Source organism: Bradyrhizobium uaiense, assembly GCF_010811875.1.
Taxonomy (GTDB): domain Bacteria; phylum Pseudomonadota; class Alphaproteobacteria; order Rhizobiales; family Xanthobacteraceae; genus Bradyrhizobium; species Bradyrhizobium uaiense.
The window spans coordinates 1-18,773 of sequence record NZ_VKHP01000195.1 but is presented as its reverse complement, the minus strand read 5'-3'; the positions used below and the strand labels follow the sequence as shown (position 1 = coordinate 18,773).

Below are 18,773 nucleotides of genomic sequence, written 5' to 3'. Positions count from 1 at the left end.
GAGCGGGTCAGGTTCTCTGAATCGGTACCCTTGAGCGCGGGTTTTGAACGGATTGCCGATATCATCCGCGACGCCGGCCGCCCGCTGACGGCATTCGGGGCCTGCGAACTGCGCTCGCCGGCACCGTTCACCGAAGATGGGTTCAAGGCCTTCAACGAGATCTACGTCAAGACGTTGGTTGCCTGGGGCGTGATGCGCGACGGCGTCAATCCGGTGGCGCGCAGCAACGTCTGTCCGAAACTCGATCCGCCAGGCGAGCCGAGTTTCCACGCCTTCTGCTACACGGTGCCGGCGGCGAAGGACGCTCCGACGAGCTTTGTCGTGGCCGGCAGCGGCGAATCGGTCGAAGGCAAGGCCAATTATCGCGACCATACTGTCGCGCTCGGTGACACCAGTCCGGCCGGCATCCTGGCGAAGGCGAAATTCGTCCTTGGCGAGATGGAACGCCGGATGAGCGCGTTCAGCGGTTCCTGGCGGGACACTACCGCGGTGCAGCTCTACACCGTGCACGATGCCTATCCGGTGCTCGAAGGCGAATTCGGTCGCCGTGGCGTGCTTCGCAGCGGCCTGACCTGGCATTTCGACCGGCCGCCGGTGGTCGGGCTCGATTTTGAAATGGATTGCCGGCGCGTGCATCTCGAGCGTGTGGTGTGATGCATCGGTCGCGCCACGCATCAAAAGCGCGTGTGGGTGCACGTGGAAGCGTGTGCCCTTTCTTGACACGGATCGCGTCAACCGTTTCCCTTCGTCATCGACGTCAGTGGCTGGGTGAACGCGGGTGCAGAACGAATCTGTGATCAGGCGGCGGGATTTGCTGGCGCTGATCGGGACCATCGCCGGCAGTTCGGCGATGTATCAGGCGATGACGAGCCTCGGCTTCGCGTCCGAGTCCGCCTACAAGGGGCCGCTCAAGCTCGCGGGCGATGTGAAGGGCGCGTCGGTGCTGATTCTCGGCGCCGGGCTTGCAGGCATGACCGCGGCGCTGGAGCTGCGCAAGGCCGGTTACAAGGTCCAGATCCTCGAATTCAACAACCGCCCCGGCGGTCGCAACTGGTCGATCCGGGGCGGTGACAGTTTTACCGAGCTCGGCGGCTTCAAGCAGACCTGCCAGTTCGAGCAGGGGCTCTACCTCAATCCCGGCCCGTGGCGGATTCCCTATCATCACCGCGCGCTGCTCGATTATTGCCGCCGGCTCAATGTGACGCTGGAACCCTTCATTCAGCTCAACCACAATGCCTATCTGCACGCGACGCGTGCATTCGGTGGCAAGCCGCAGCGCTTCCGCAGCATCAAGGCGGATTTCCAGGGCCAGGTGTCGGAGCTGCTCGGGAAAGTCAGCCAACAGGGCAAGCTCGACGAGCTCGTCACCAAGGAAGATCAGGAGATCCTGCTGCAAGCGTTGCGCGACTGGGGCGCGCTGGATCGCGACTACAAGTACAATGCCAATCTCGGGTCCGCCGAGTTCCGTGGTTATGCCCGCGATCCCGGCGGCGGCTTGATGGGCGATCCGCTGCCCAGCGACCCGATCTCGCTGCAGGAGCTGTTGCGGTCGCGGATGTGGCGCTATTTGCAGTCCTATGCGCGCTACGATTTCCAGATGACCATGTTCCAGCCGGTCGGCGGCATGGACATGATCGGCAAGGCGTTCGCGCGCGAGGTCGGCGATCTCATCCGCTATAACGCCAAGGTGACGCAGATCCAGCAGAACGGCTCCGGCGTCACCGTGAGCTATGTCGATACGACCAGCCCATCCGCGGTGCAGCAGGCGACCGCCGACTGGTGCATCTGCACCATTCCGCTGTCGATCCTGAGCCAGCTCCAGGTCGATGTCAGCGCGCCGATGAAAAATGCGATCGAGTCCTTGCCCTATGCCGCCTCGGTGAAAATCGGGCTGCAGTTCAAGCGGCGGTTCTGGGAGGAGGACGAGGCGATCTATGGCGGCATCAGCTACACCGACCTGCCGATCCGGAATATCGGCTACCCGAACTATGGCTTCAACCGCGGCGGCCGCGGCGTCCTGCTCGGTGCTTATTTGTATGAGGGCGCCAATTCCTTCGAGTTCACCGCGATGACGCCGGCCGAGCGGGTCGCCAGCGCGGTCGAGTTCGGCGCCGCGATCCACCCGCAATACAAAAGCGAATTCGAGAACGGCGTCGCGGTGGCCTGGCATCGCGTGCCGTTCACGCTCGGCTGCGCCGGCGAATGGACCGAGGCCGGCCGGGCCCAGCACTACCGCAATCTCTGCCAGATCGACGGCCGTATCGCGCTCGCGGGCGAGCACGCGTCGCAGCTGCCGGCCTGGCAGGAGGGCGCCATCCTGTCTGCGCTCGACGCCATTACCCGATTGCATGAACGCGTGGTGAAGACGTGATGATGCGGACCAGCATATCGGCGATCGTCACGGTGACGCTTGTCACGTCGTCGCTGCTGTCAGCCGGCGCGGCCGTCGGGCAGGACAGCGGGGCGAGCAAGCGCACCTTCTCTTCGGGCTACCGCTTCGTGGAAATGACCGGCGAGGAGCTGTTCGCCAACGTCTGCCAGGGCTGCCACATGCCGGACGCGACGGGGGCGAGCGGCGCCGGCACCTATCCGTCGCTCGCCGGCAACAAGAATCTCGAATCCGGCAGCTATCCGATCTTCCTTGTCGTCAACGGCCGCCGCGGCATGCCGGCGTTCGGCGACATGATGACCGATGGTCAGGTCGCTGCCGTTGTGAATTATTTGCGGACGCACTTCGGCAACGCCTATCAGGATGCGGTGACGACCAAGGATGTTCAGGACGCCCGCCGCTAACAATTTACCCGGGGAGAGTTTGAATGAAGTTCATCGGTATCGCGCTGGGCGCCGCACTGTCGGCGATGGCGACCGCTGCCTCGGCTGACGTGGTCAGGCATCCGATTCCCAACTCGACCTTCCCGATCGCGCAGGCCGTGACCGTCACCGGCAACGCCACGACGGTCTATATCAGCGGCCAGGTGCCGCCGGTCGTCAACAAGGATGCCGATCCATCGAGCCCGCAGGCCTATGGCGACACCAAGACCCAGACCGTCGGCGTGCTCAACCGCATCAAGGCCATTTTGGAAGGTCAGGGGCTCGGCATGGGCGACGTCGTCAAGATGCAGGTGTTCCTGGTGCACAACGCGTCTGCGCCGATGGACTTCAAGGCCTTCATGGAGGGCTACACCCAGTTCTTCGGGGGCAGCCAGCCGAACCTGCCGGCGCGGTCGGTGCTCGGTGTCGCGGCACTGGCCAATCCGGGCTTCCTGGTCGAGATCGAGGTGATCGCGGTCAAGGATACGAAATAAGGACTCCAAATAGCGTGCGCGAAACTGCGGAGCATGCGCGCGGAAATTGAAGGGCTCACCGTCTTGCCAAAGCGCGCGTCGCCTGTCTGAATTCGCTCCCGAGACGTGGAATTCTGGGAGAGCACGATGTCGCACAAGGCTGGAGACATGGTCCGATCGTTGCAGTGCGCGGCGGCGCTCGGTGCAATGCTGGTGGCAACCGCCGCCGCGGCGGAGGGGCTGACCGAGCAGCAGCAATTTGCCCGCGGCATCTACCAGGAGCTGGTCGAGATCAACACGACCACCGCGACCGGTGATACCCAGAAAGCGGCGGAAGCGATGGGCGCGCGGCTCCGCGCTGCGGGCTTCCCCGAGGCCGACGTGCACGTGTTTTCGCCGGCGCCGCACAAGGGCAATCTGGTGGCGCGGCTGCACGGCTCCGGCGCGCGCAAGCCGATCCTGCTGGTCGCCCATATCGACGTCGTTCCCGCCCTCCGCGAGGACTGGACGGTCGATCCGTTCAAGCTCACCGAGCAAGACGGCTATTTCTACGGCCGCGGCTCGAGCGACGACAAATACATGGCGGCCTCCTTCGTCACCAACCTGATCCGCTACAAGAAGGAGGGCTACACGCCCGACCGCGACATCATCGTGGCGCTCGAGACCGACGAGGAAATCCTCGATTCCAACGGTCTTGGCATGCAGTGGCTGATCAAGAACCACCGCGACCTGATCGATGCCGAGTTCGCGCTCAACGAAGGCGGCGGCGTCGGCCTGAAGAACGGCAAGGCGATCCGCAACAGCGTGCAGACCAGCGAGAAGGTCTCGGTCGGCTATCAGCTCACGGTGAAGGATAGCGGCGGCCACTCATCGCTGCCGCGCAAGGACAATGCGATCTACCGGCTCGCCGAAGGCCTCGTGCGGCTCTCCAACTATAGCTTTCCGATGAATCTCAACGAGACCACGCGGATCTATTTCACGAAGACCGCGGAGGTCGACAAGTCGCACGCCGATGACATCAGGGCAATTCTGGCGCCGAAGCCTGACCCGGCGGCGCTGGCGCGATTGTCGGAGAGCCCTGGCTACAACGCTCAGCTCCGCACCACTTGCGTCGCGACCATGCTGGAGGGCGGCCATGCCATCAACGCATTGCCGCAGCTGGCGACCGCCAAGGTGAACTGCCGGATCCTGCCCGGCGAGCCGGTCGACGATGTCCAGGCAACGATCGAGCGCGTGCTCGCCGACAAGCAGATCGAGGTGACCCCGACCGGCAAGGCGGTGCTGAGCCCGCCGTCACCGCTAAACGAGGAGATCATGGGTTCGATCGAGAAGCTGTCGAAGGAGTTCTGGCCGGATGCGGCGATCGTCCCGGTCATGAGCACCGGCGCGACCGACGGCAGCTATCTGCGCAATGCCGGAATCCCGACCTACGGTCATTCCGGGCTCGGTGCCGATGTCGACGACAACCGGAACCATGGCAAGGACGAACGCGTGCTCGTCAAATCGTTCTACGAAGGTCAGGACTACCTCTATCGCCTGGTCAAGATGCTCGCCGGCGGGAAGTGATGGCTGACAGCAAGACAAAGACACGGGTCGCGGTTGCCGGCCTCGGCGCAATCGGCACCGACGTCGTCAAGGCGCTCGACCAGGGCATCGAGGGCCTGACGCTGGTTGCGGTGTCGGCGAACAGCCCGGACAAGCACCGCGGCTGGGTTGCTGGGCTCAAGTCTGCGCCGCAGCTGGTGCCGATCGAACAGCTCGCCGACGTCGCCGACATCGTGGTCGAGTGCGCGCCGAGCAAGGTGGTGCGCTCGATCGTGGCGCCGGTGGTCGCGCGCGGCAAGACCGCCGTGGTGCTCAGCGTCGGCGCGCTGTTGCAGAACGAGGACTTGGTCGACATCGCGCGAGCCCATGGCGGCCAGATCATCGTGCCGACCGGCGCGCTGATCGGGCTCGACGCGGTGACCGCGGCGGCGATCGGGACCATTCATTCGGCAAAGCTCGTCACGCGCAAGCCGGTCGCGGGTCTCCTCGGCGCGCCGCATCTGGTCGAGAACAACATCCGGATCGATGACATCACCGAACCGCTGCGCATCTTCGAGGGTAGCGCGCGCGACGCCGCCAAGGGCTTTCCCGCCAATCTCAACGTCGCGGTGGCGCTGTCGCTCGCCGGCATCGGCCCCGATCGCACCAGGGTCGAGATCTGGGCGGACCCGACGGTAACGCGCAACACCCACCGGATCGAGGTCGATTCCGATTCCGCGCGGTTCTCGATGATGATCGAGAACATCCCGTCAGAAAATCCCAAGACCGGCCGCATCACCGCGCTGTCGGTGATCGCCTGCCTGCGCAAGCTGCGTGCGTCATTGCGGATCGGGACGTGATGAAGATCGCGCCCGACGATCTCCTGCTGATCATCGACGTGCAGAGTGATTTCTGCCCCGGCGGCGCGCTGGCGGTCGCTGACGGCGACGCCGTCGTGCCTGTCGTCAACCGGCTCGCCGCGCGGTTCGACCATGTCGTGCTGACCCAGGACTGGCACCCGGCGGGCCACAGCTCGTTTGCGACCTCGCATCCCGGCACGGCGGCGTTCTCCTCGATCACCATGCCCTATGGGCCGCAGACGCTGTGGCCGGATCACTGCATCCAGGGTACAGCCGGTGCCGCGTTTCATCCCGACCTCGCAACCGATCGGGCCGAGCTCGTGATCCGCAAGGGATTCCGCGGCGCGATCGATTCCTATTCGGCGTTCTTCGAGAACGACCGCAAGACGCCGACCGGGCTCGCCGGCTATCTGCGCGAGCGCGGCCTCAAGCGCGTCGTGATGGCGGGGCTGGCGACGGATTTCTGCGTGCAATATTCGGCACTCGATGCGCGGCGGCTCGGCTTCGAGACTACGGTCGTGCTGTCGGGCTGCCGCGCCATCGACCTCGGCGGCTCGCTCGCCGCGGCCACCGCCGCAATGCGCGAGGCCGGTGTGGCGCTTGTTGAGGATGTCGCCTGAGCGTCGCCAATTCGGGGCAAAAACCATTGTTTTAACTGGCCTTTTGTTCTAATCCCCAGCCGTTGATGACCACGCAGCGGAGCTTTCGTGTCGGGACAGGTTTTGCGGATAGGGACGCGCAAGAGCGCGATGGCGCTCGCGCAGACGGACGAGGTCGCGCGGCTGCTGCGTGCCTCGGCACCGGACCTTGCCGTGGACATCGTCAAGTTCGAGACCCGCGGCGACCAGGACCAGACCAGCAAGCTGTTGCGCCATGGCGGCAAGGGCGGTGCCTTCGTCGCCGAGATCCGCGAGGCCATGCGCGCGGGCACCTTGCAGGCCGCGATGCATTCGCTGAAGGATGTGCCGGGCAATGAAGAGACGCCGGGTCTCGTCCTCGCCGCGATGCTGGCGCGCGATGCCGCCAATGACAGCCTCGTGCTGCGGCCGGGCTTGTCGTTGGACACGCTGCGCGCCGCTCGCGGCAAGGGCTTCATGATCGGCACCAACGCGGTGCGCCGCGCCGCCTATCTGCGTCGGCTGTTTCCCGAGGCGACCGTGATCCATTATCGCGGCGCCGCCGACACGCGCGTTGCAAAACTCGATCGTGGCGACAAGCAGCGGCTGCCCGGTGGCGGCGAGGTGGGACCGGCGGATGCGCTGGTGATGGCACGCTCCGGCCTGGAGCGCATCGGCATGACTGCGCGCATCGCGCATGATTTCTCCGTCGGCGAGATGCTGCCGGCGGTCGGCCAGGGCATCGTCGCGGTCGAATGCGTCGAGACCGATTGGGCGACGCGCGCGCGGCTTGCATCGATCGACAACGCGCCGTCGCGGCTTGCCGCCGAGGCCGAGCGCGAGGTGCTCTGGGTGCTCAACGGCCATTGCAATTCGCCGATCGCCGGCCACGCCACGCTGACCGGAAACGAGATGGCGCTGCGCGCCTCCGTGCTGGATGAGGCCGGCTCAGGCTTCATCGAGGTGACGCGGCGCGGCCCGGCGGACCGGCCGCGCGAACTCGGCCGCGCCGTCGGCATGGAGTTGCTGGAGAAGGGCGCCGCCGAGATCATCGCGCGCACCCGGGTGGACGAATAGCGCCTGTTATTGCGCCCGTAGTGGCCAGCTTCCGATGATCTGGAAACGTGACGCACCATCGGCTTGCTTGAACAGCGCGATGCGGTCGATCGCCAGCGTCGCAAGCTCGATCGCCGCGAATCGCTCGCGCAGCCGCGCCATGATCGGGCCGCGCCGCTCGTTGCTCAGCCGTCCCGTCAGCGTCATGTGGAAGCGGAATTCCTCCATGACGTAAGGATAACCCCAGCGGTCGAGATAGTCGCGCTGCCGCTCCGTGAGCCGTTCTGGCTTGCGCCGCGCGCGATCTTCCGGCGTCAGTGGCGCGCGGAACGCGTCGAATTCCGTCACGCAGTCGGCGGCAAGCTGTTGCAGATCATCCGAGCGGCGGGCTGGAATCACGGCGATGAAGCCGCTGATGGCGTCGACGACAGGTTCGATCGCCGGAATCCGCCGCGCGCGACCGGCGAAGGCGGCACAGGCATCGAGAAGCTCGGCCTCGCTCCGGCCGTCGGCGAGCGCGGTCGGCGCCTTCAACGTGGCGTGGAAGCCGTATTTGCGCGGATCTTCCGTCACCTCGCGCCAGTCGGGCGCAACGCCATCGGGAAACGGCAGGTCGATGCCATCAACGGCATCGTAGCCGAGCAGCGTCGAACCGAAACGGTGCAGGGCGCTGTCGGGTGACGGCGCATAATAGATCGCGTAGCGCGGGGGGCTGGGCATGGGGGCAGAATAGCCGGGTTACGCTGCCGCAACCGTCTTGCGCGGCGCGAACGAATGAACGAGACAGCTCGCATCGGCCAGATGCACTAGCCGTCCCGCCGCGATCACGGCGACGATGCGCGGGCGCAGCGGCATCTTGTCGTCGACGACGATGATATCGGCGCGGCGGCCCGCGACGAGTGCGCCGCGATCGGCGAGCCCCGCTGCGCGCGCCGGCGCCGATGAGATCAGGTCCCAGGCTTTGGCAAGCGGCAGGATGCCGTCGGCGGCGAGGCGGAACGCCGCAAGCAGCTGCGCCGGATAATAGTAATCCGACGCCAGCACCGAGCAGAGGCCCTGCGCGATCATGTCGGACGCCTTGGTCCAGCCGGTGTGGCTGCCGCCACGCACCACGTTGGGCGCGCCGAACACGATGAAGTCGCCGGCGGCTGCGGCATCGCGCGCGGTCTCTTCATTGACGGGGAATTCCGCGATCGTCGCGCCCAGCGCCCGAAACTCCTGACGCATCGCCGGACTGTTGTCGTCGTGCGAGAGCATGCGGATATCAGCCGCGCGTGCGGCCGAAGCCAGCCGCGCGATCGAGGCGGGTACCTCGGGACGGCGCGCCACGACCCGATCGAGCATGTCGTTGACGGCTTCGAGCGAGAGTCCGGTGCGTTCGGCCAGCTGGTTACGCTTCTTCGGCTTGACGTTGCTGTGGTCGTTGAAAGCGAACAGGTCGATGCGGCCCTCGGTCAGCCATTGAATGATCTCGGCCTCGGCCTCGAGATTGTGGGTCTCGTGACGCAGATGGAAGCGTGTATCGGCGGCGAGCTGCGGCCGCAGCGCCTCGATCGTATCGAGCAGCTTGCGCGCATTGTCCGCACTGCGCAGGCCGGGCTCCCACGACCAGGTCGTGCCATGGAACACGGTGGTGATGCCGTTGGCGATTGCCTGCCGGTCGCTATCAACAAGCGCGACGTCGGTCGGGAAGTCGACGCCCGGGCGCGGCATCATCTGCCGCTCGAACGCGTCGCCGTGCAGATCGATGATGCCGGGCAGCACCAGCAGGCCGCCGGCATTGATGTGGAGCGCGGCGCGACCCGGCTCGGCATCAAGCGCGACGATGTCGCGGCCTGCGCTCCGCAGCGAGGTCTCGACCAATGCGCCGTCAACCAGCGTACGTCCGCCCTCGATGAAAATGTCCGTCACGATGCGGCGCTCCGTTGCTTGTCCTCTGATTGGGATACGACCTTGGTCTCATACTTGTCGAGGAATTCCTCGACTGCGAGCTTGCGAAAGTCGGGCAGGACACGGCGAAGTGTTTCGTGATCCCAGTCCCACCACGCGAGCGCGGCAAGGCGATCCGCTATTGTCTCGGAGAAGCGCCGCTTCACCGGACGTGCCGGATTACCGGCAACGATGGTGTAGGCGGGGACATCCTTGGTCACGATCGCACCGGCGGCGACGACGGCGCCGGTTCCGACATTCCGTCCCGGCAGCAGGATCGCGCCATGACCGATCCAGACGTCATGGCCGATATGCACGTGATGCGCACGTCGCCAGTTGAAGAAGTCGGCGTCGTCGCTCTCTCCGGGAAAATATGCGCTGGCGCGATAGGTGAAATGCGCCTGCGTCGCGCGATGCATCGGGTGGTTGCCGGGATTGATCCGGGTCATCGCCGCGATCGAGCAGAACTTGCCGATCGAGGTGTAAGTGATCTGGCTGTCGTTCACGACGTAGGAATAGTCATCCATGCTCACTTCAAGCAGGGTCGTGCGCGCGCCGATCTCGGTATATTTGCCGAGCTTGCTCTCGCGAACCGACGCAGTCGGGTCGACAGTCGGCACAACCGAGAGTGTTTTTCCGGCCATCATGGCCTCCGCAAATCTTGTAAATCTTTGGCTTCCGGGGAGATGCGCGCTCGTCTTCGGGGCGCTCGATGACAGCATCATGACGTTGCGATGACGGCAGGGAGGGGTGTGGACGATCGACGCACCGCAGCGCTGCCGTCACATAACTGTAAAACGCGGGGGGTAGCGATGGCCCAACGAGGCGCGGTTGGAGCATTACATGCTGGTGGTGGAAGGTTTGACGTGCCGTTTCGGCACGAAAGCCGCAGTCGACAACGCGTCTTTTTCGATCGCGCCGGGCAGCTTTGTCGGCGTGATCGGCCGCTCCGGTGCCGGCAAGTCGACGCTGCTGCGGATGATCAACCGTCTCGCCGGTCCGACCTCCGGCCGCATCCTGTATGAAGGCACCGACGTGACCGCGCTGCGCGGCAAGGCGCTGCGGCAGTGGCGGGCGCGCTCGGCGATGATCTTCCAGCAGTTCAATCTGGTCGGCCGTCTCGACGTGCTGACCAACGTCCTGATGGGCCGGCTCGCGCAGATCCCGTCCTGGCGCTCGCTGGCGCAGGTCTGGCCGGAGCAGGACAGGGCGCTCGCGCTGTCGGCGCTCGAGCAGTTCGACATTGCCCAGCTCGCGGCGCAGCGCGCCGACCAGCTCTCGGGCGGTCAGCAGCAGCGCGTTGCGATTGCCCGTGCGCTGGTGCAGGAGCCCGACATCATTCTCGCCGACGAGCCGATCGCCTCGCTCGATCCGCGCAACACCAAGATCGTGATGGATGCGCTGCTGCGCATCAACAAGCATTTCGGCATCACCGTGCTCTGCAACCTGCACTCGCTCGACCTCGCGCGCACCTATTGCGACCGCCTGATCGGGATGGCGGCGGGCCGCGTGGTGTTCGACGGCGCGCCCGCGGCGCTGACCGACCATATCGCCCGCGAGCTCTATGACCTCGAGGCCAATGACGTCATCGGCGCGGCGCCACTGCCCGCGCCCGACGGCGCAACAGCTCCGGCGCTCGGCACCGCAGCCGCGGCCTGAGCGTCGCATTACCGAAAATCAGGGCAACCGGGCATTTCGCCCGGCCAACAGGCGTAACTACCAAAGAGGGGTAACATGATCACTCGTCGCATCATTCTGGCCGCCGCCGCCGCGCTGGCATTCGCCGGCTCGGCGTCCGCGCAGGACTGGAAGGCCAAATATCCGGAGCTTACCTTCGCGGTGGTGCCGGCCGAGAACGCCTCCGGCGTCACCGAGCGCTGGACGCCCTTCGTGGCGTATCTGTCGAAGGAACTCGGCGTGAAGGTCACGCTGCGCATTGCCAACGACTACGCGGCCGTCATCGAAGGTCAGCGCGCCGGCAACATCCAGATCGCCAGCTATGGTTCGGCGTCGTTCGCCCGCGCCCGCCTCACCGGCGTCAAGACCGACGCCTTCGCCAACGACATGAACCTGGACGGTTCGACCGGCTACTACTCGGTGTTCTACGTGAAGGCGTCGAGCCCCTACAAGAAGGTCGAGGATATGAAGGGCAAGAACCTCGGCCTGGTCGATCCGAATTCGACATCGGGCAATAACGTGCCGCGCTTCGAGCTTGACAAGATGGGCATCCCCGATGCCGAAGGCTATTTCGGCAAGGTCGTATTCACGGGCAGCCACGAAAACGCCGTGCTGGCATTGGCGCAGGGCACCGTCGACATGGCGGCCAATCAGTGGACCAACGACGACGATTCGACGCTCGCCCAGATGCTGACCAAGGGCATGCTGAAGAACGCCGACGGCTCGGCGATGAAGAAGGACGACTTCCGCATCATCAACAAGTCGTCGCCGATCATCAACGGCCCCTACGCCTACAACGCCGACCTTCCGGAAAACCTGAAGGCGGCGATCGCCAAGGCCTTCTTCGACGCGCCGACCAAGGACAAGGCCGCTTTCGATCGTCTCTCCGACGGCCAGAAGAAGGGCTTCCATCCCGCCACGACCAAGGATTGGGACAGCACGATCCAGCTGATCAAGTTCGTCGACCGGCTGCGCAAGAAGGCGAGCTGATCGCACCACGGAGACACGCGGAGCCGGGTTTCATAACCCGGCTCTTTCCGTTCAACCTCCAGCCCGACTGATCAACACGATGGCAACTGCCGTATCCATTCTTCCGGCCCAGCAATTGGCGACGCTGGAAGACGCCTACCGCAAGGCGGTTGCACGCAAGCGGCTCAGGGGCGCGCTGGCGATCGCGGTGTTCTGCGTCGTCCTGGTCCTCGCCGCGTTCGGTGCCGAGGTGAACCTGCGCACGCTGTTCACCTATTTCGGCAACTTCGTCAGCTATTTCGATCGCATCCTTACGCTCGACTCCGGCGCGCGGGTCTGGACCGATCCCGCCGAATGGTTCTGGGGCTGGCACAAATGGCTGAAGATGCTCGGCGAGACCTTGCTGATCAGCTATGTCGGCACGCTGACCGGCGCCGTGTTCGCTTTTGCGCTGAACTTCTTCGCCGCGCAGAACACCTCGCCGGGACCCTGGGTGCGCTTTATCATTCGCCGCCTGCTGGAATTCGCCCGTACCGTGCCCGGCATCGTGTTCGCGCTGATCTTCGTGATCGCGTTCGGCCTCGGGCCGATGGCCGGCGTGCTGGCGATCGCGATCCACACCACAGGCGCGCTCGGCAAGCTGTTTGCCGAGATCGTCGAGAATGCCGACATGAAGCCGGTCGAGGGCATCCGCTCCACCGGCGCGAGCTGGCTGTCCTGCATGCGCTTTGCGATCCTGCCGCAGGTCTCGGCGGGCTACGCCAGCTATGCGCTGCTCCGCTTCGAGATCAACGTTCGTGAGGCGTCGGTGATGGGCTTCGTCGGCGCCGGCGGCATCGGCCAGGAGCTCGTGGTCGCGATCCGCAAGTTCTACTATTCCGACGTCAGCGCCATCCTCGTCACCATCATCGTCACCGTCTTCATCATGGACATCTCGACCGGCTGGCTGCGCGGCCGGCTGTTCGGCAAGGAGACCAGCCGATGAGCCAGATGCCGAGGCCGGATATCGCGGAACTGCGCGGGAAATACCCCGGCGTGTTCGAACGTCCCGCATCGGCGCGGCTGGCGCTGCCGGCCATGGTCGCCGCGGCGCTCGCGATCTTCGTCTACGGCCTGGTCGATCTCGACTTCTCGCCGACCAAGCTGATCACCGGGATGAGCCAGCTCGGCTGGATCACCATGATGATGATCCCGCCGAATCCGGGCTCGTCGTTCCCGCTCTACATGCAGGCGCTCGGCGAGACGCTGTCGATCGCGCTGCTCGGCACCACGCTTGCGGCGCTGTTCGCGCTCCCGGTCAGCCTGCTGGCGGCGCGCAACATCATCCCGTCCAATCTGATCCGCTTTCCAGTGCGCCGTTTCCTGGATTCGATCCGGGGCGTCGATACGCTGATCTGGGCGCTGGTCTGGATCAACGTCGTCGGGCTCGGCCCGTTCGCCGGCGTGCTCGCGATCATGGTTTCCGACTTCGGCGCGTTCGGAAAACTGTTCTCCGAGGCGATCGAGGCGGCGGACCGCAAGCAGGTCGAAGGTATCCGCGCCTCCGGCGGTAATGCGCTGCATGAAATCCGCTTCGGCCTGTTGCCGCAGGTGCTGCCTGTGATCGCCGGGCAGGTGCTCTACTTCATCGAATCGAACACCCGTTCGGCTACCATCATCGGGATCGTCGGCGCAGGCGGCATCGGCCTGCAGCTCGCCGAGCAGATCCGCGTACTGGAATGGCAGAAGGTGTCGTTCCTGATCCTGATGATCCTGATCGCGGTCGCCGCGATCGACTTCATCTCGAGCAAGCTGCGCTTTGCCATCATCGGCCAGAGGGCGGTGGTGTAGCCTGCGCGACTTGCGGAGCGTTCCCGCGCTATGCGCTGCGACCGACAAGGTGCACGGCAGAGCGCCAGGCGTGATGCGCGAGCGCTTCAAGGCGCCGTACCGCATCGACGCGAGCGATTGCTTCGTCCGCGCTCACCGCTCCACTCGCCACTGAGCCGAGCGTTGCCTTGCGGTGGTGTCTTCGCACTTCGCCAAGTGCTTTCGTGCAGTGTTCCAGATGCGCGAGGGTCTGCTCGGTCGATGTTCCGGCCGCCGCGAATTCCTTTTCGGGGTTCAGCGACCGCGTCGACGCCGTTCTCAGCTTGATTTCTGCTTCGCAATCGGACGCGTCCGGCACGACGGCGACTTCGGCCGCGAGCGAGGCCGCGGTGCGCATGGCTTCCGCGCATACTTCCGCCGCGCGCATGTCCTGAGGGCCGCCGGGCGGCATCCCGAATTCGGTTTCCTCGCCAAAGATTTCGGCCAGGCGAGACGCGTGGTCGAGTGCATGCAGTGTGCTGGTGAGCTTCTGTTCCTCATCCTCTGCCTCAGGCGGTCCACTCACCTTTGACATGAACTCCTGCGCCTGGCGCAGGGCAGAGGCGGCTTCCGCCGCCGGCACTGTAGTCCGTCCCGCTGCGACGGAGGCGTCTTGATTTGCTGCCGACAGTGCTGTCGCCAGCGATCCGCACATCGTTTCAAGCGTGCGCGCGACTGTGCGTCGCACTGCTTCCACGGTTGCGATCGGAGTCACAAGCGCTGCTGGATCCAGGCACCTCGTCAGCGGTGAGCCGCGTTCGGGCAGAATACGTTCGACGAACCGGGTAAAGCCATTGATCACGGGCAGCAGCACCAGGACGCCGACAACGTTGTAAGCGGTGTGATAGGCGGCAAGCAGCGTTACGCCCCCAATGCTGTCGGAGGCGCGCACCAGAAGGGGAATAGTCACGGGGAAGAGCACCAGCGCGATAGCCGCCGCGATCAGCTTGAACAAGATATACGCGAGGGCCAAGCGCTTGGCAGTGCTGCTCGCACCGATTGCCGCCATGGCCGAACTGGTCGCCGTTCCGATGTTCTGCCCAATGATCAGTGCGCATGCCTGGTCCAGGCCGACGGCTCCCGCATAATATGCCGAGAGCGTCACGGCGATGGCGGCGGTCGATGATTGCATCACGGCGGTCATCACCAGTCCGACGATGGCCAGGGCCAGCACCCCGTACAAGCCCGCCCACCAGGTGGTGCCGAGCACGGCCGGCAAGTCCGCGGGGTGCAACTGTTCGGCCAGTCCTCCCATGCCCTGCTGTAAGGTTGTGAGCGCGAACAGCACCAGCGCGAACCCCGCAAGGGCTGCTCCCGCTGCCGAGACACGGCCACCGCCCAACAATTTGATCAATGCGCCGACGAAAATCATCGGGAGCGCCGCAGCCGTGAGGGAGACGCGAACGCCGATCAGCGCAACGAGCCAGCCGGTTCCCGTGGTTCCGACATTCGCGCCGAACACGAGCCCCAGGCCTTGCGGAAAGGTCAGCACGCCCGCGCTGACCAGACCGATGGTGGTCATGGTCGTTGCGCTGGACGATTGCACGATCAAGGTCACGATCGCGCCCCAGAACGCACCGGATAACGGCGTCGCCGCTGCCTTGCTCAGGACCGTCCGCAACTTAGATCCGGCGAGCCCCTTGAGGCCGGCGGTCATGACGCTCATGCCAAGCAGGAACAGCCCAACTCCACCGAGGACCGAAATCGCGGTCGACATGCGTTCTCTCTTCGCGGTGCACTGACAATTGGACCAATCAAGCTAAAGCAGCGGCGCCTTGAAGTCAGCACGGGATGAGGATTTGTCATCCGGCGGATCAAGCGACGGCTTTTGGTCGCAAGGGGCGAACTCAGAAGAACGCGGCAGACAGGCTTGCGGCGAGTCCCTGTTCGAGACACATGCGACAATGCCGCTTACTCAATTGCACCGAGCGCTAAAAACATCTCGGGATTGTGAAGCTGCGTACATGATTGGGCGGCAAGAGACTTTCGGGTCTGTGCTAAGTTTCGGCCGTGCATCACGCGCGGAATAGGGGCAGCACTTCGAGCCATCAGGGAGTGTTCAATGTCAGATCTCGTTGCGATCGTGTATCCATCCGAAGTCAAAGCAGAGGAAGTTCGGCAAAAAATACTAAAACTTCAGAGCGAATATCTGATCACGATCAGCGATGCCGTGATCGCAGTCAAAACCGGGGACGCTGTAAAGCTCAATCAGCTTGTGAACACCACCATGACCGGCGCCGCCAGTGGCAGCTTCTGGGGACTGCTGTTGGGGATGGTGTTCCTGAATCCCCTTCTCGGCGTGGCTCTCGGAGCCGGCGCAGGCGCTTTGAGCGGTGCACTGACCGATTTCGGGATCAGAGACCAGTTCATGAAGGATCTAGCGTCGAAGGTGAAATCGGGAGATGCCGTTCTGTTCCTGCTGATCAAGTCCATGACCTCAGACAAGGTTCTCAATGCGATCAAGGATGCAGGAGGGATCGTCCTGACGACCTCGCTCGATGAAAAGAAGGAGCAGCACCTGCGCGACACGCTCGCAGCCGCAACTCAGGCCAAGGCTGCCTAGCGGGCCAAGGCTGCCTAGCTGGGCGGGATCGCCCGCGAAGGAGGCCGGCTGTAGCCGTGCGGCTCCGCGGCCATTCAGCCGGTTTCCTTCCGCGCGGTCCAAGCCGGGAGAAAATCATGCGCAAATTGCTTCTATGGGGGCTCGCACTTGGGATTGCTTCAGCGGCGATTACGGCGAACAGCGGTCGCTCGCAAGCCGGTCTTATGGCGCCGCTGGGCGTGCGTCAGGCCGCCGACGAGCTTCGTCTCGCGGAAACTGTCCAGTTCACCTGGAGGGGCCATCGCTATTGTTGGTACAATAGGGGTTGGCGCGGTGGCGGCTGGTATCGGTGTGGCTTTGCTTCGAGGCGCGGCATGGGCTGGGGTGGTCCGGCGGGATGGCACGGGTGGCGACGGCCGGGTCACCACCCGGTTGCTCGGCCTCCGAGACCTGGTCGGCCGGGAATCCAGCGGCCGCAACCACTCCCGCAACCGCTCCCTGGCAGGAGCTGAGGGCTTCTTTGTCGTTCGGTCGCCGGCCGCGACGTGCTCGCACGCCGGGCGGAGCCCGCCATGTCCTTGAAGGAGCCGCAAACCCGCCAGGCGCGCGATCCTGTGCTTGTCGATCTCGCGCTGCAGGGCGGTGGATCGCATGGCGCTTTTACCTGGGGGGTGCTCGATCGGCTCATGGATGAGTCGTGGTTGCGCATCGAGGCGATATCGGGCACGTCGGCCGGCGCGATGAACGCCGTCGTGCTCGCGAGCGGCTTCATGACCGACGGCCCGGCGGGTGCCAAGTCTGCATTGAGCGCGTTCTGGCGGCGGGTCGCTGACTCAGCGCGGTTCAGCCCCATGCGGCGAAGCCCGCTGGACGTCATGCTCGGCCGCTGGACGCTTGATACGTCGCCCTTCTATCTCGCCTTCGATCTGGTGAGCCGCGTGTTCTCGCCGTACGATCTGAATCTCGCCGGCACAAACCCATTGCAAAAGGTCCTCGCCGAGTCGGTCGATTTTCGACTGGTCGCGAGCTCCCCAATCCGTTTGTTCGTGACGGCGACCAACGTTCATACCGGCCGCGGGCGTGTGTTTCGCAACGCCGAGCTCACACCCGACGTTCTGCTCGCTTCCGCCTGCTTGCCGACCCTGTTCCGTGCGATAGAGATCGATGGCGAGCCTTATTGGGATGGCGGGTACTCCGGGAACCCGACGATCACGCCGCTCGTGCGCGAGTGCAATTCGCGCGACACGCTTCTCGTCGCGGTCAACCCGGTCGAACGACCCGGAACACCGCGCTCCGCGCGCGAGATCCTCGATCGGTTGAACGAGGTTGCATTCAACGCCACGCTGCTCAAGGAGTTGCGTATGATCGCGCTGCTGCGGCAGGTCGCGGACGCCGGGAGCTCCGAGGGACGCAAATGGGCCGAGATGCGCATTCATCTCATCGCCAGCAAGGTTCTGGCCGAGCTCGGCGCGTCGTCGAAGCTCAACGCCGAGTGGGATTTTCTCTGCATGCTGCGCGACGAAGGCCGCGCTGCCGCCGAGGCATTCCTTGCCGCGAACGACCAGAACATCGGCAGGCGCTCTTCGATCGATTTGGATATCCTTTTGCAGCAGGTTTGACGCCATGGGCCTCGTCGGAATCCTGGTTGCCCTTGGCCTGCTGATCTGGCTCTCGTTCCGCGGATGGAGCGTGCTCCTCCTGGCGCCGGCTGTCGCGATCGTCGCCGCGGCTTTCGCCGGCGAGCCCTTGCTCGCCCATTGGACGCAGACTTTCATGAGCGGCGCTGCGCAGTTCATCGCGCAGTTCTTTCCGATATTTCTGCTCGGTGCGCTGTTCGGGAAGCTCATGGACGACAGCGGGTCGGTCCACGCCATCGCCCATTTCATGAGCATCAAGCTCGGACAGCATCGCGCGATCCTTGCTGTCGTGCTTGCAGGCGCGATCGTCACCTATGGCGGGGTAAGCCTTTTCGTCGCCTTTTTCGTTTTGGCGCCGATGGCACGGGAAATGTTTCGCGTCGCCAACATCCCGCATCGGCTCATGCCGGCCGCTATCGCTCTCGGCACCTCCACCTTCACGATGTCGGCAATGCCCGGAACGCCTGCGATTCAAAATTCGATCCCGATGCCGTTCTTCGGAACCACTCCGTTTGCAGCGCCCGGACTGGGAATCGTCGCTTCGGCGATTATGCTCGCATTCGGGCTCTGGTGGCTCAGCCGCGCCGAGCGAGCGGCGCGCAAGTCCGGTGAAGGCTTCGGCGGTGACGCAGAACTCGGGACCGGAGCGGTCGCTGACGATCAATTCATTCGCGAACGCGCCACATCGTCCCACGAGTTCGACCCGGCCGAAATAGCCCATGGCAAGCGTAGCGATGTGCCGCCGCCGATCGGCACGGCGATCATCCCGCTCCTCGTGGTCGTGGGCGTGAACCTGCTGATGTCGCTTCTGATCCTGCCGCGCGTCGATT

General features: G+C 64.6%; 19 protein-coding genes. 15 read left to right on the top strand and 4 right to left on the bottom strand.

Annotation, left to right across the window (positions count from 1 at the left end):
• The 8 genes from cnbZ to hemC form a co-directional block, all read left to right on the top strand.
• The coding region (cnbZ, locus tag FNJ47_RS34200; RefSeq protein WP_163160315.1) for a 2-amino-5-chloromuconate deaminase CnbZ at window positions 1-654 on the top strand (654 nt) is incomplete at its 5' end.
• Between the two features lie 124 nt (window positions 655-778).
• Entirely contained in the window at window positions 779-2,371 is a 1,593-nt protein-coding gene (locus FNJ47_RS34195; RefSeq protein WP_163160314.1) for an FAD-dependent oxidoreductase, read from the top strand.
• Window positions 2,372-2,373: 2 nt separating this feature from the next.
• Window positions 2,374-2,793, top strand: a complete 420-nt coding sequence (locus tag FNJ47_RS34190) for a c-type cytochrome (RefSeq protein ID WP_236000248.1) — start codon at window positions 2,374-2,376, stop codon at window positions 2,791-2,793.
• 23 nt (window positions 2,794-2,816) lie between these two features.
• The gene (locus FNJ47_RS34185) at window positions 2,817-3,305 is read left to right on the top strand and encodes a RidA family protein (protein ID WP_163160312.1); all 489 of its coding nucleotides are present in this window, start codon (window positions 2,817-2,819) and stop codon (window positions 3,303-3,305) included.
• A 126-nt stretch (window positions 3,306-3,431) separates the two neighbouring features.
• Window positions 3,432-4,850, top strand: coding sequence for a M20/M25/M40 family metallo-hydrolase (locus tag FNJ47_RS34180; RefSeq protein ID WP_163160311.1), 1,419 nt, complete (start codon window positions 3,432-3,434; stop codon window positions 4,848-4,850).
• Entirely contained in the window at window positions 4,850-5,668 is an 819-nt protein-coding gene (locus FNJ47_RS34175; protein ID WP_163160310.1) for an aspartate dehydrogenase, read from the top strand. The genes FNJ47_RS34180 and FNJ47_RS34175 overlap by 1 nt, the downstream gene beginning before the upstream one ends.
• A complete protein-coding gene (pncA, locus tag FNJ47_RS34170; protein ID WP_163160309.1) occupies window positions 5,668-6,288 on the top strand; it encodes a bifunctional nicotinamidase/pyrazinamidase in 621 nt (206 codons plus the stop codon). The genes FNJ47_RS34175 and pncA overlap by 1 nt, the downstream gene beginning before the upstream one ends.
• A gap of 102 nt (window positions 6,289-6,390) precedes the next feature.
• Complete coding sequence (gene hemC, locus FNJ47_RS34165; RefSeq protein WP_163160316.1) at window positions 6,391-7,362, top strand: hydroxymethylbilane synthase; 972 nt, start codon at window positions 6,391-6,393, stop codon at window positions 7,360-7,362.
• 6 nt (window positions 7,363-7,368) lie between these two features.
• On the opposite strand, the gene FNJ47_RS34160 is transcribed toward hemC, so the two are convergent.
• From FNJ47_RS34160 to FNJ47_RS34150, 3 genes are read right to left on the bottom strand one after another with little or no spacing between them, the layout of a single operon-like run.
• Window positions 7,369-8,061: a DUF1045 domain-containing protein gene (locus FNJ47_RS34160; protein WP_163160308.1), complete on the bottom strand. Its 693-nt coding sequence runs from the start codon at window positions 8,059-8,061 to the stop codon at window positions 7,369-7,371.
• 18 nt (window positions 8,062-8,079) lie between these two features.
• Entirely contained in the window at window positions 8,080-9,252 is a 1,173-nt protein-coding gene (locus tag FNJ47_RS34155) for an alpha-D-ribose 1-methylphosphonate 5-triphosphate diphosphatase (protein WP_163160307.1), read from the bottom strand.
• Window positions 9,249-9,914 (bottom strand): transferase hexapeptide repeat family protein, encoded by a 666-nt coding sequence (locus tag FNJ47_RS34150; protein WP_163160306.1) that lies wholly within the window; start codon window positions 9,912-9,914, stop codon window positions 9,249-9,251. Before FNJ47_RS34150 ends, FNJ47_RS34155 begins: the two co-directional genes overlap by 4 nt.
• Before the next feature lie 199 nt (window positions 9,915-10,113).
• Between FNJ47_RS34150 and phnC the strand changes: the two genes are divergently transcribed.
• The 4 genes from phnC to phnE (FNJ47_RS34130) all read left to right on the top strand — a co-directional run bounded on the left by phnC (window position 10,114) and on the right by phnE (FNJ47_RS34130) (window position 13,746).
• Complete coding sequence (gene phnC / locus FNJ47_RS34145) at window positions 10,114-10,929, top strand: phosphonate ABC transporter ATP-binding protein (RefSeq protein WP_163160305.1); 816 nt, start codon at window positions 10,114-10,116, stop codon at window positions 10,927-10,929.
• 75 nt (window positions 10,930-11,004) lie between these two features.
• The gene (gene phnD, locus FNJ47_RS34140) at window positions 11,005-11,937 is read left to right on the top strand and encodes a phosphonate ABC transporter substrate-binding protein (RefSeq protein ID WP_163160304.1); all 933 of its coding nucleotides are present in this window, start codon (window positions 11,005-11,007) and stop codon (window positions 11,935-11,937) included.
• Between the two features lie 79 nt (window positions 11,938-12,016).
• Window positions 12,017-12,901: a phosphonate ABC transporter, permease protein PhnE gene (gene phnE, locus FNJ47_RS34135; protein WP_163160303.1), complete on the top strand. Its 885-nt coding sequence runs from the start codon at window positions 12,017-12,019 to the stop codon at window positions 12,899-12,901.
• Complete coding sequence (phnE, locus tag FNJ47_RS34130) at window positions 12,898-13,746, top strand: phosphonate ABC transporter, permease protein PhnE (protein ID WP_163160302.1); 849 nt, start codon at window positions 12,898-12,900, stop codon at window positions 13,744-13,746. Before phnE (FNJ47_RS34135) ends, phnE (FNJ47_RS34130) begins: the two co-directional genes overlap by 4 nt.
• A 28-nt stretch (window positions 13,747-13,774) precedes the next feature.
• Here phnE (FNJ47_RS34130) and FNJ47_RS34125 read toward each other — a convergent pair whose 3' ends face one another.
• Window positions 13,775-15,481 (bottom strand): Na/Pi cotransporter family protein, encoded by a 1,707-nt coding sequence (locus FNJ47_RS34125; protein WP_163160301.1) that lies wholly within the window; start codon window positions 15,479-15,481, stop codon window positions 13,775-13,777.
• 345 nt (window positions 15,482-15,826) lie between these two features.
• Between FNJ47_RS34125 and FNJ47_RS34120 the strand changes: the two genes are divergently transcribed.
• The 3 genes from FNJ47_RS34120 to FNJ47_RS34110 form a co-directional block, all read left to right on the top strand.
• Window positions 15,827-16,327 carry a DUF1269 domain-containing protein gene (locus tag FNJ47_RS34120; RefSeq protein ID WP_163160300.1) on the top strand — a complete coding sequence of 167 codons (501 nt, stop codon included), beginning with the start codon at window positions 15,827-15,829 and terminating at the stop codon, window positions 16,325-16,327.
• Window positions 16,328-16,878: 551 nt separating this feature from the next.
• Window positions 16,879-17,925 carry a patatin-like phospholipase family protein gene (locus tag FNJ47_RS34115; protein WP_163160299.1) on the top strand — a complete coding sequence of 349 codons (1,047 nt, stop codon included), beginning with the start codon at window positions 16,879-16,881 and terminating at the stop codon, window positions 17,923-17,925.
• Window positions 17,926-17,929: 4 nt separating this feature from the next.
• Window positions 17,930-18,773, top strand: an 844-nt coding sequence (locus FNJ47_RS34110; protein ID WP_163160298.1) for a GntP family permease, incomplete at its 3' end; no start/stop codon positions are given.

Excerpts from the sequence above, each read along its gene's own strand:
- FNJ47_RS34190 (WP_236000248.1), top strand. The coding sequence starts at position 2,374 with ATGCGGACCAGCATATCGGCGATCGTCACGGTGACGCTTGTCACGTCG.
- FNJ47_RS34185 (WP_163160312.1), top strand. The coding sequence starts at position 2,817 with ATGAAGTTCATCGGTATCGCGCTGGGCGCCGCACTGTCGGCGATGGCG.
- FNJ47_RS34180 (WP_163160311.1), top strand. The coding sequence starts at position 3,432 with ATGTCGCACAAGGCTGGAGACATGGTCCGATCGTTGCAGTGCGCGGCG.
- FNJ47_RS34175 (WP_163160310.1), top strand. The coding sequence starts at position 4,850 with ATGGCTGACAGCAAGACAAAGACACGGGTCGCGGTTGCCGGCCTCGGC.
- pncA (WP_163160309.1), top strand. The coding sequence starts at position 5,668 with ATGAAGATCGCGCCCGACGATCTCCTGCTGATCATCGACGTGCAGAGT.
- FNJ47_RS34160 (WP_163160308.1), bottom strand. The coding sequence starts at position 8,061 with ATGCCCAGCCCCCCGCGCTACGCGATCTATTATGCGCCGTCACCCGAC.
- FNJ47_RS34150 (WP_163160306.1), bottom strand. The coding sequence starts at position 9,914 with ATGGCCGGAAAAACACTCTCGGTTGTGCCGACTGTCGACCCGACTGCG.
- phnC (WP_163160305.1), top strand. The coding sequence starts at position 10,114 with ATGCTGGTGGTGGAAGGTTTGACGTGCCGTTTCGGCACGAAAGCCGCA.
- phnD (WP_163160304.1), top strand. The coding sequence starts at position 11,005 with ATGATCACTCGTCGCATCATTCTGGCCGCCGCCGCCGCGCTGGCATTC.
- phnE (WP_163160303.1), top strand. The coding sequence starts at position 12,017 with ATGGCAACTGCCGTATCCATTCTTCCGGCCCAGCAATTGGCGACGCTG.
- phnE (WP_163160302.1), top strand. The coding sequence starts at position 12,898 with ATGAGCCAGATGCCGAGGCCGGATATCGCGGAACTGCGCGGGAAATAC.
- FNJ47_RS34125 (WP_163160301.1), bottom strand. The coding sequence starts at position 15,481 with ATGTCGACCGCGATTTCGGTCCTCGGTGGAGTTGGGCTGTTCCTGCTT.
- FNJ47_RS34120 (WP_163160300.1), top strand. The coding sequence starts at position 15,827 with ATGTCAGATCTCGTTGCGATCGTGTATCCATCCGAAGTCAAAGCAGAG.
- FNJ47_RS34115 (WP_163160299.1), top strand. The coding sequence starts at position 16,879 with ATGTCCTTGAAGGAGCCGCAAACCCGCCAGGCGCGCGATCCTGTGCTT.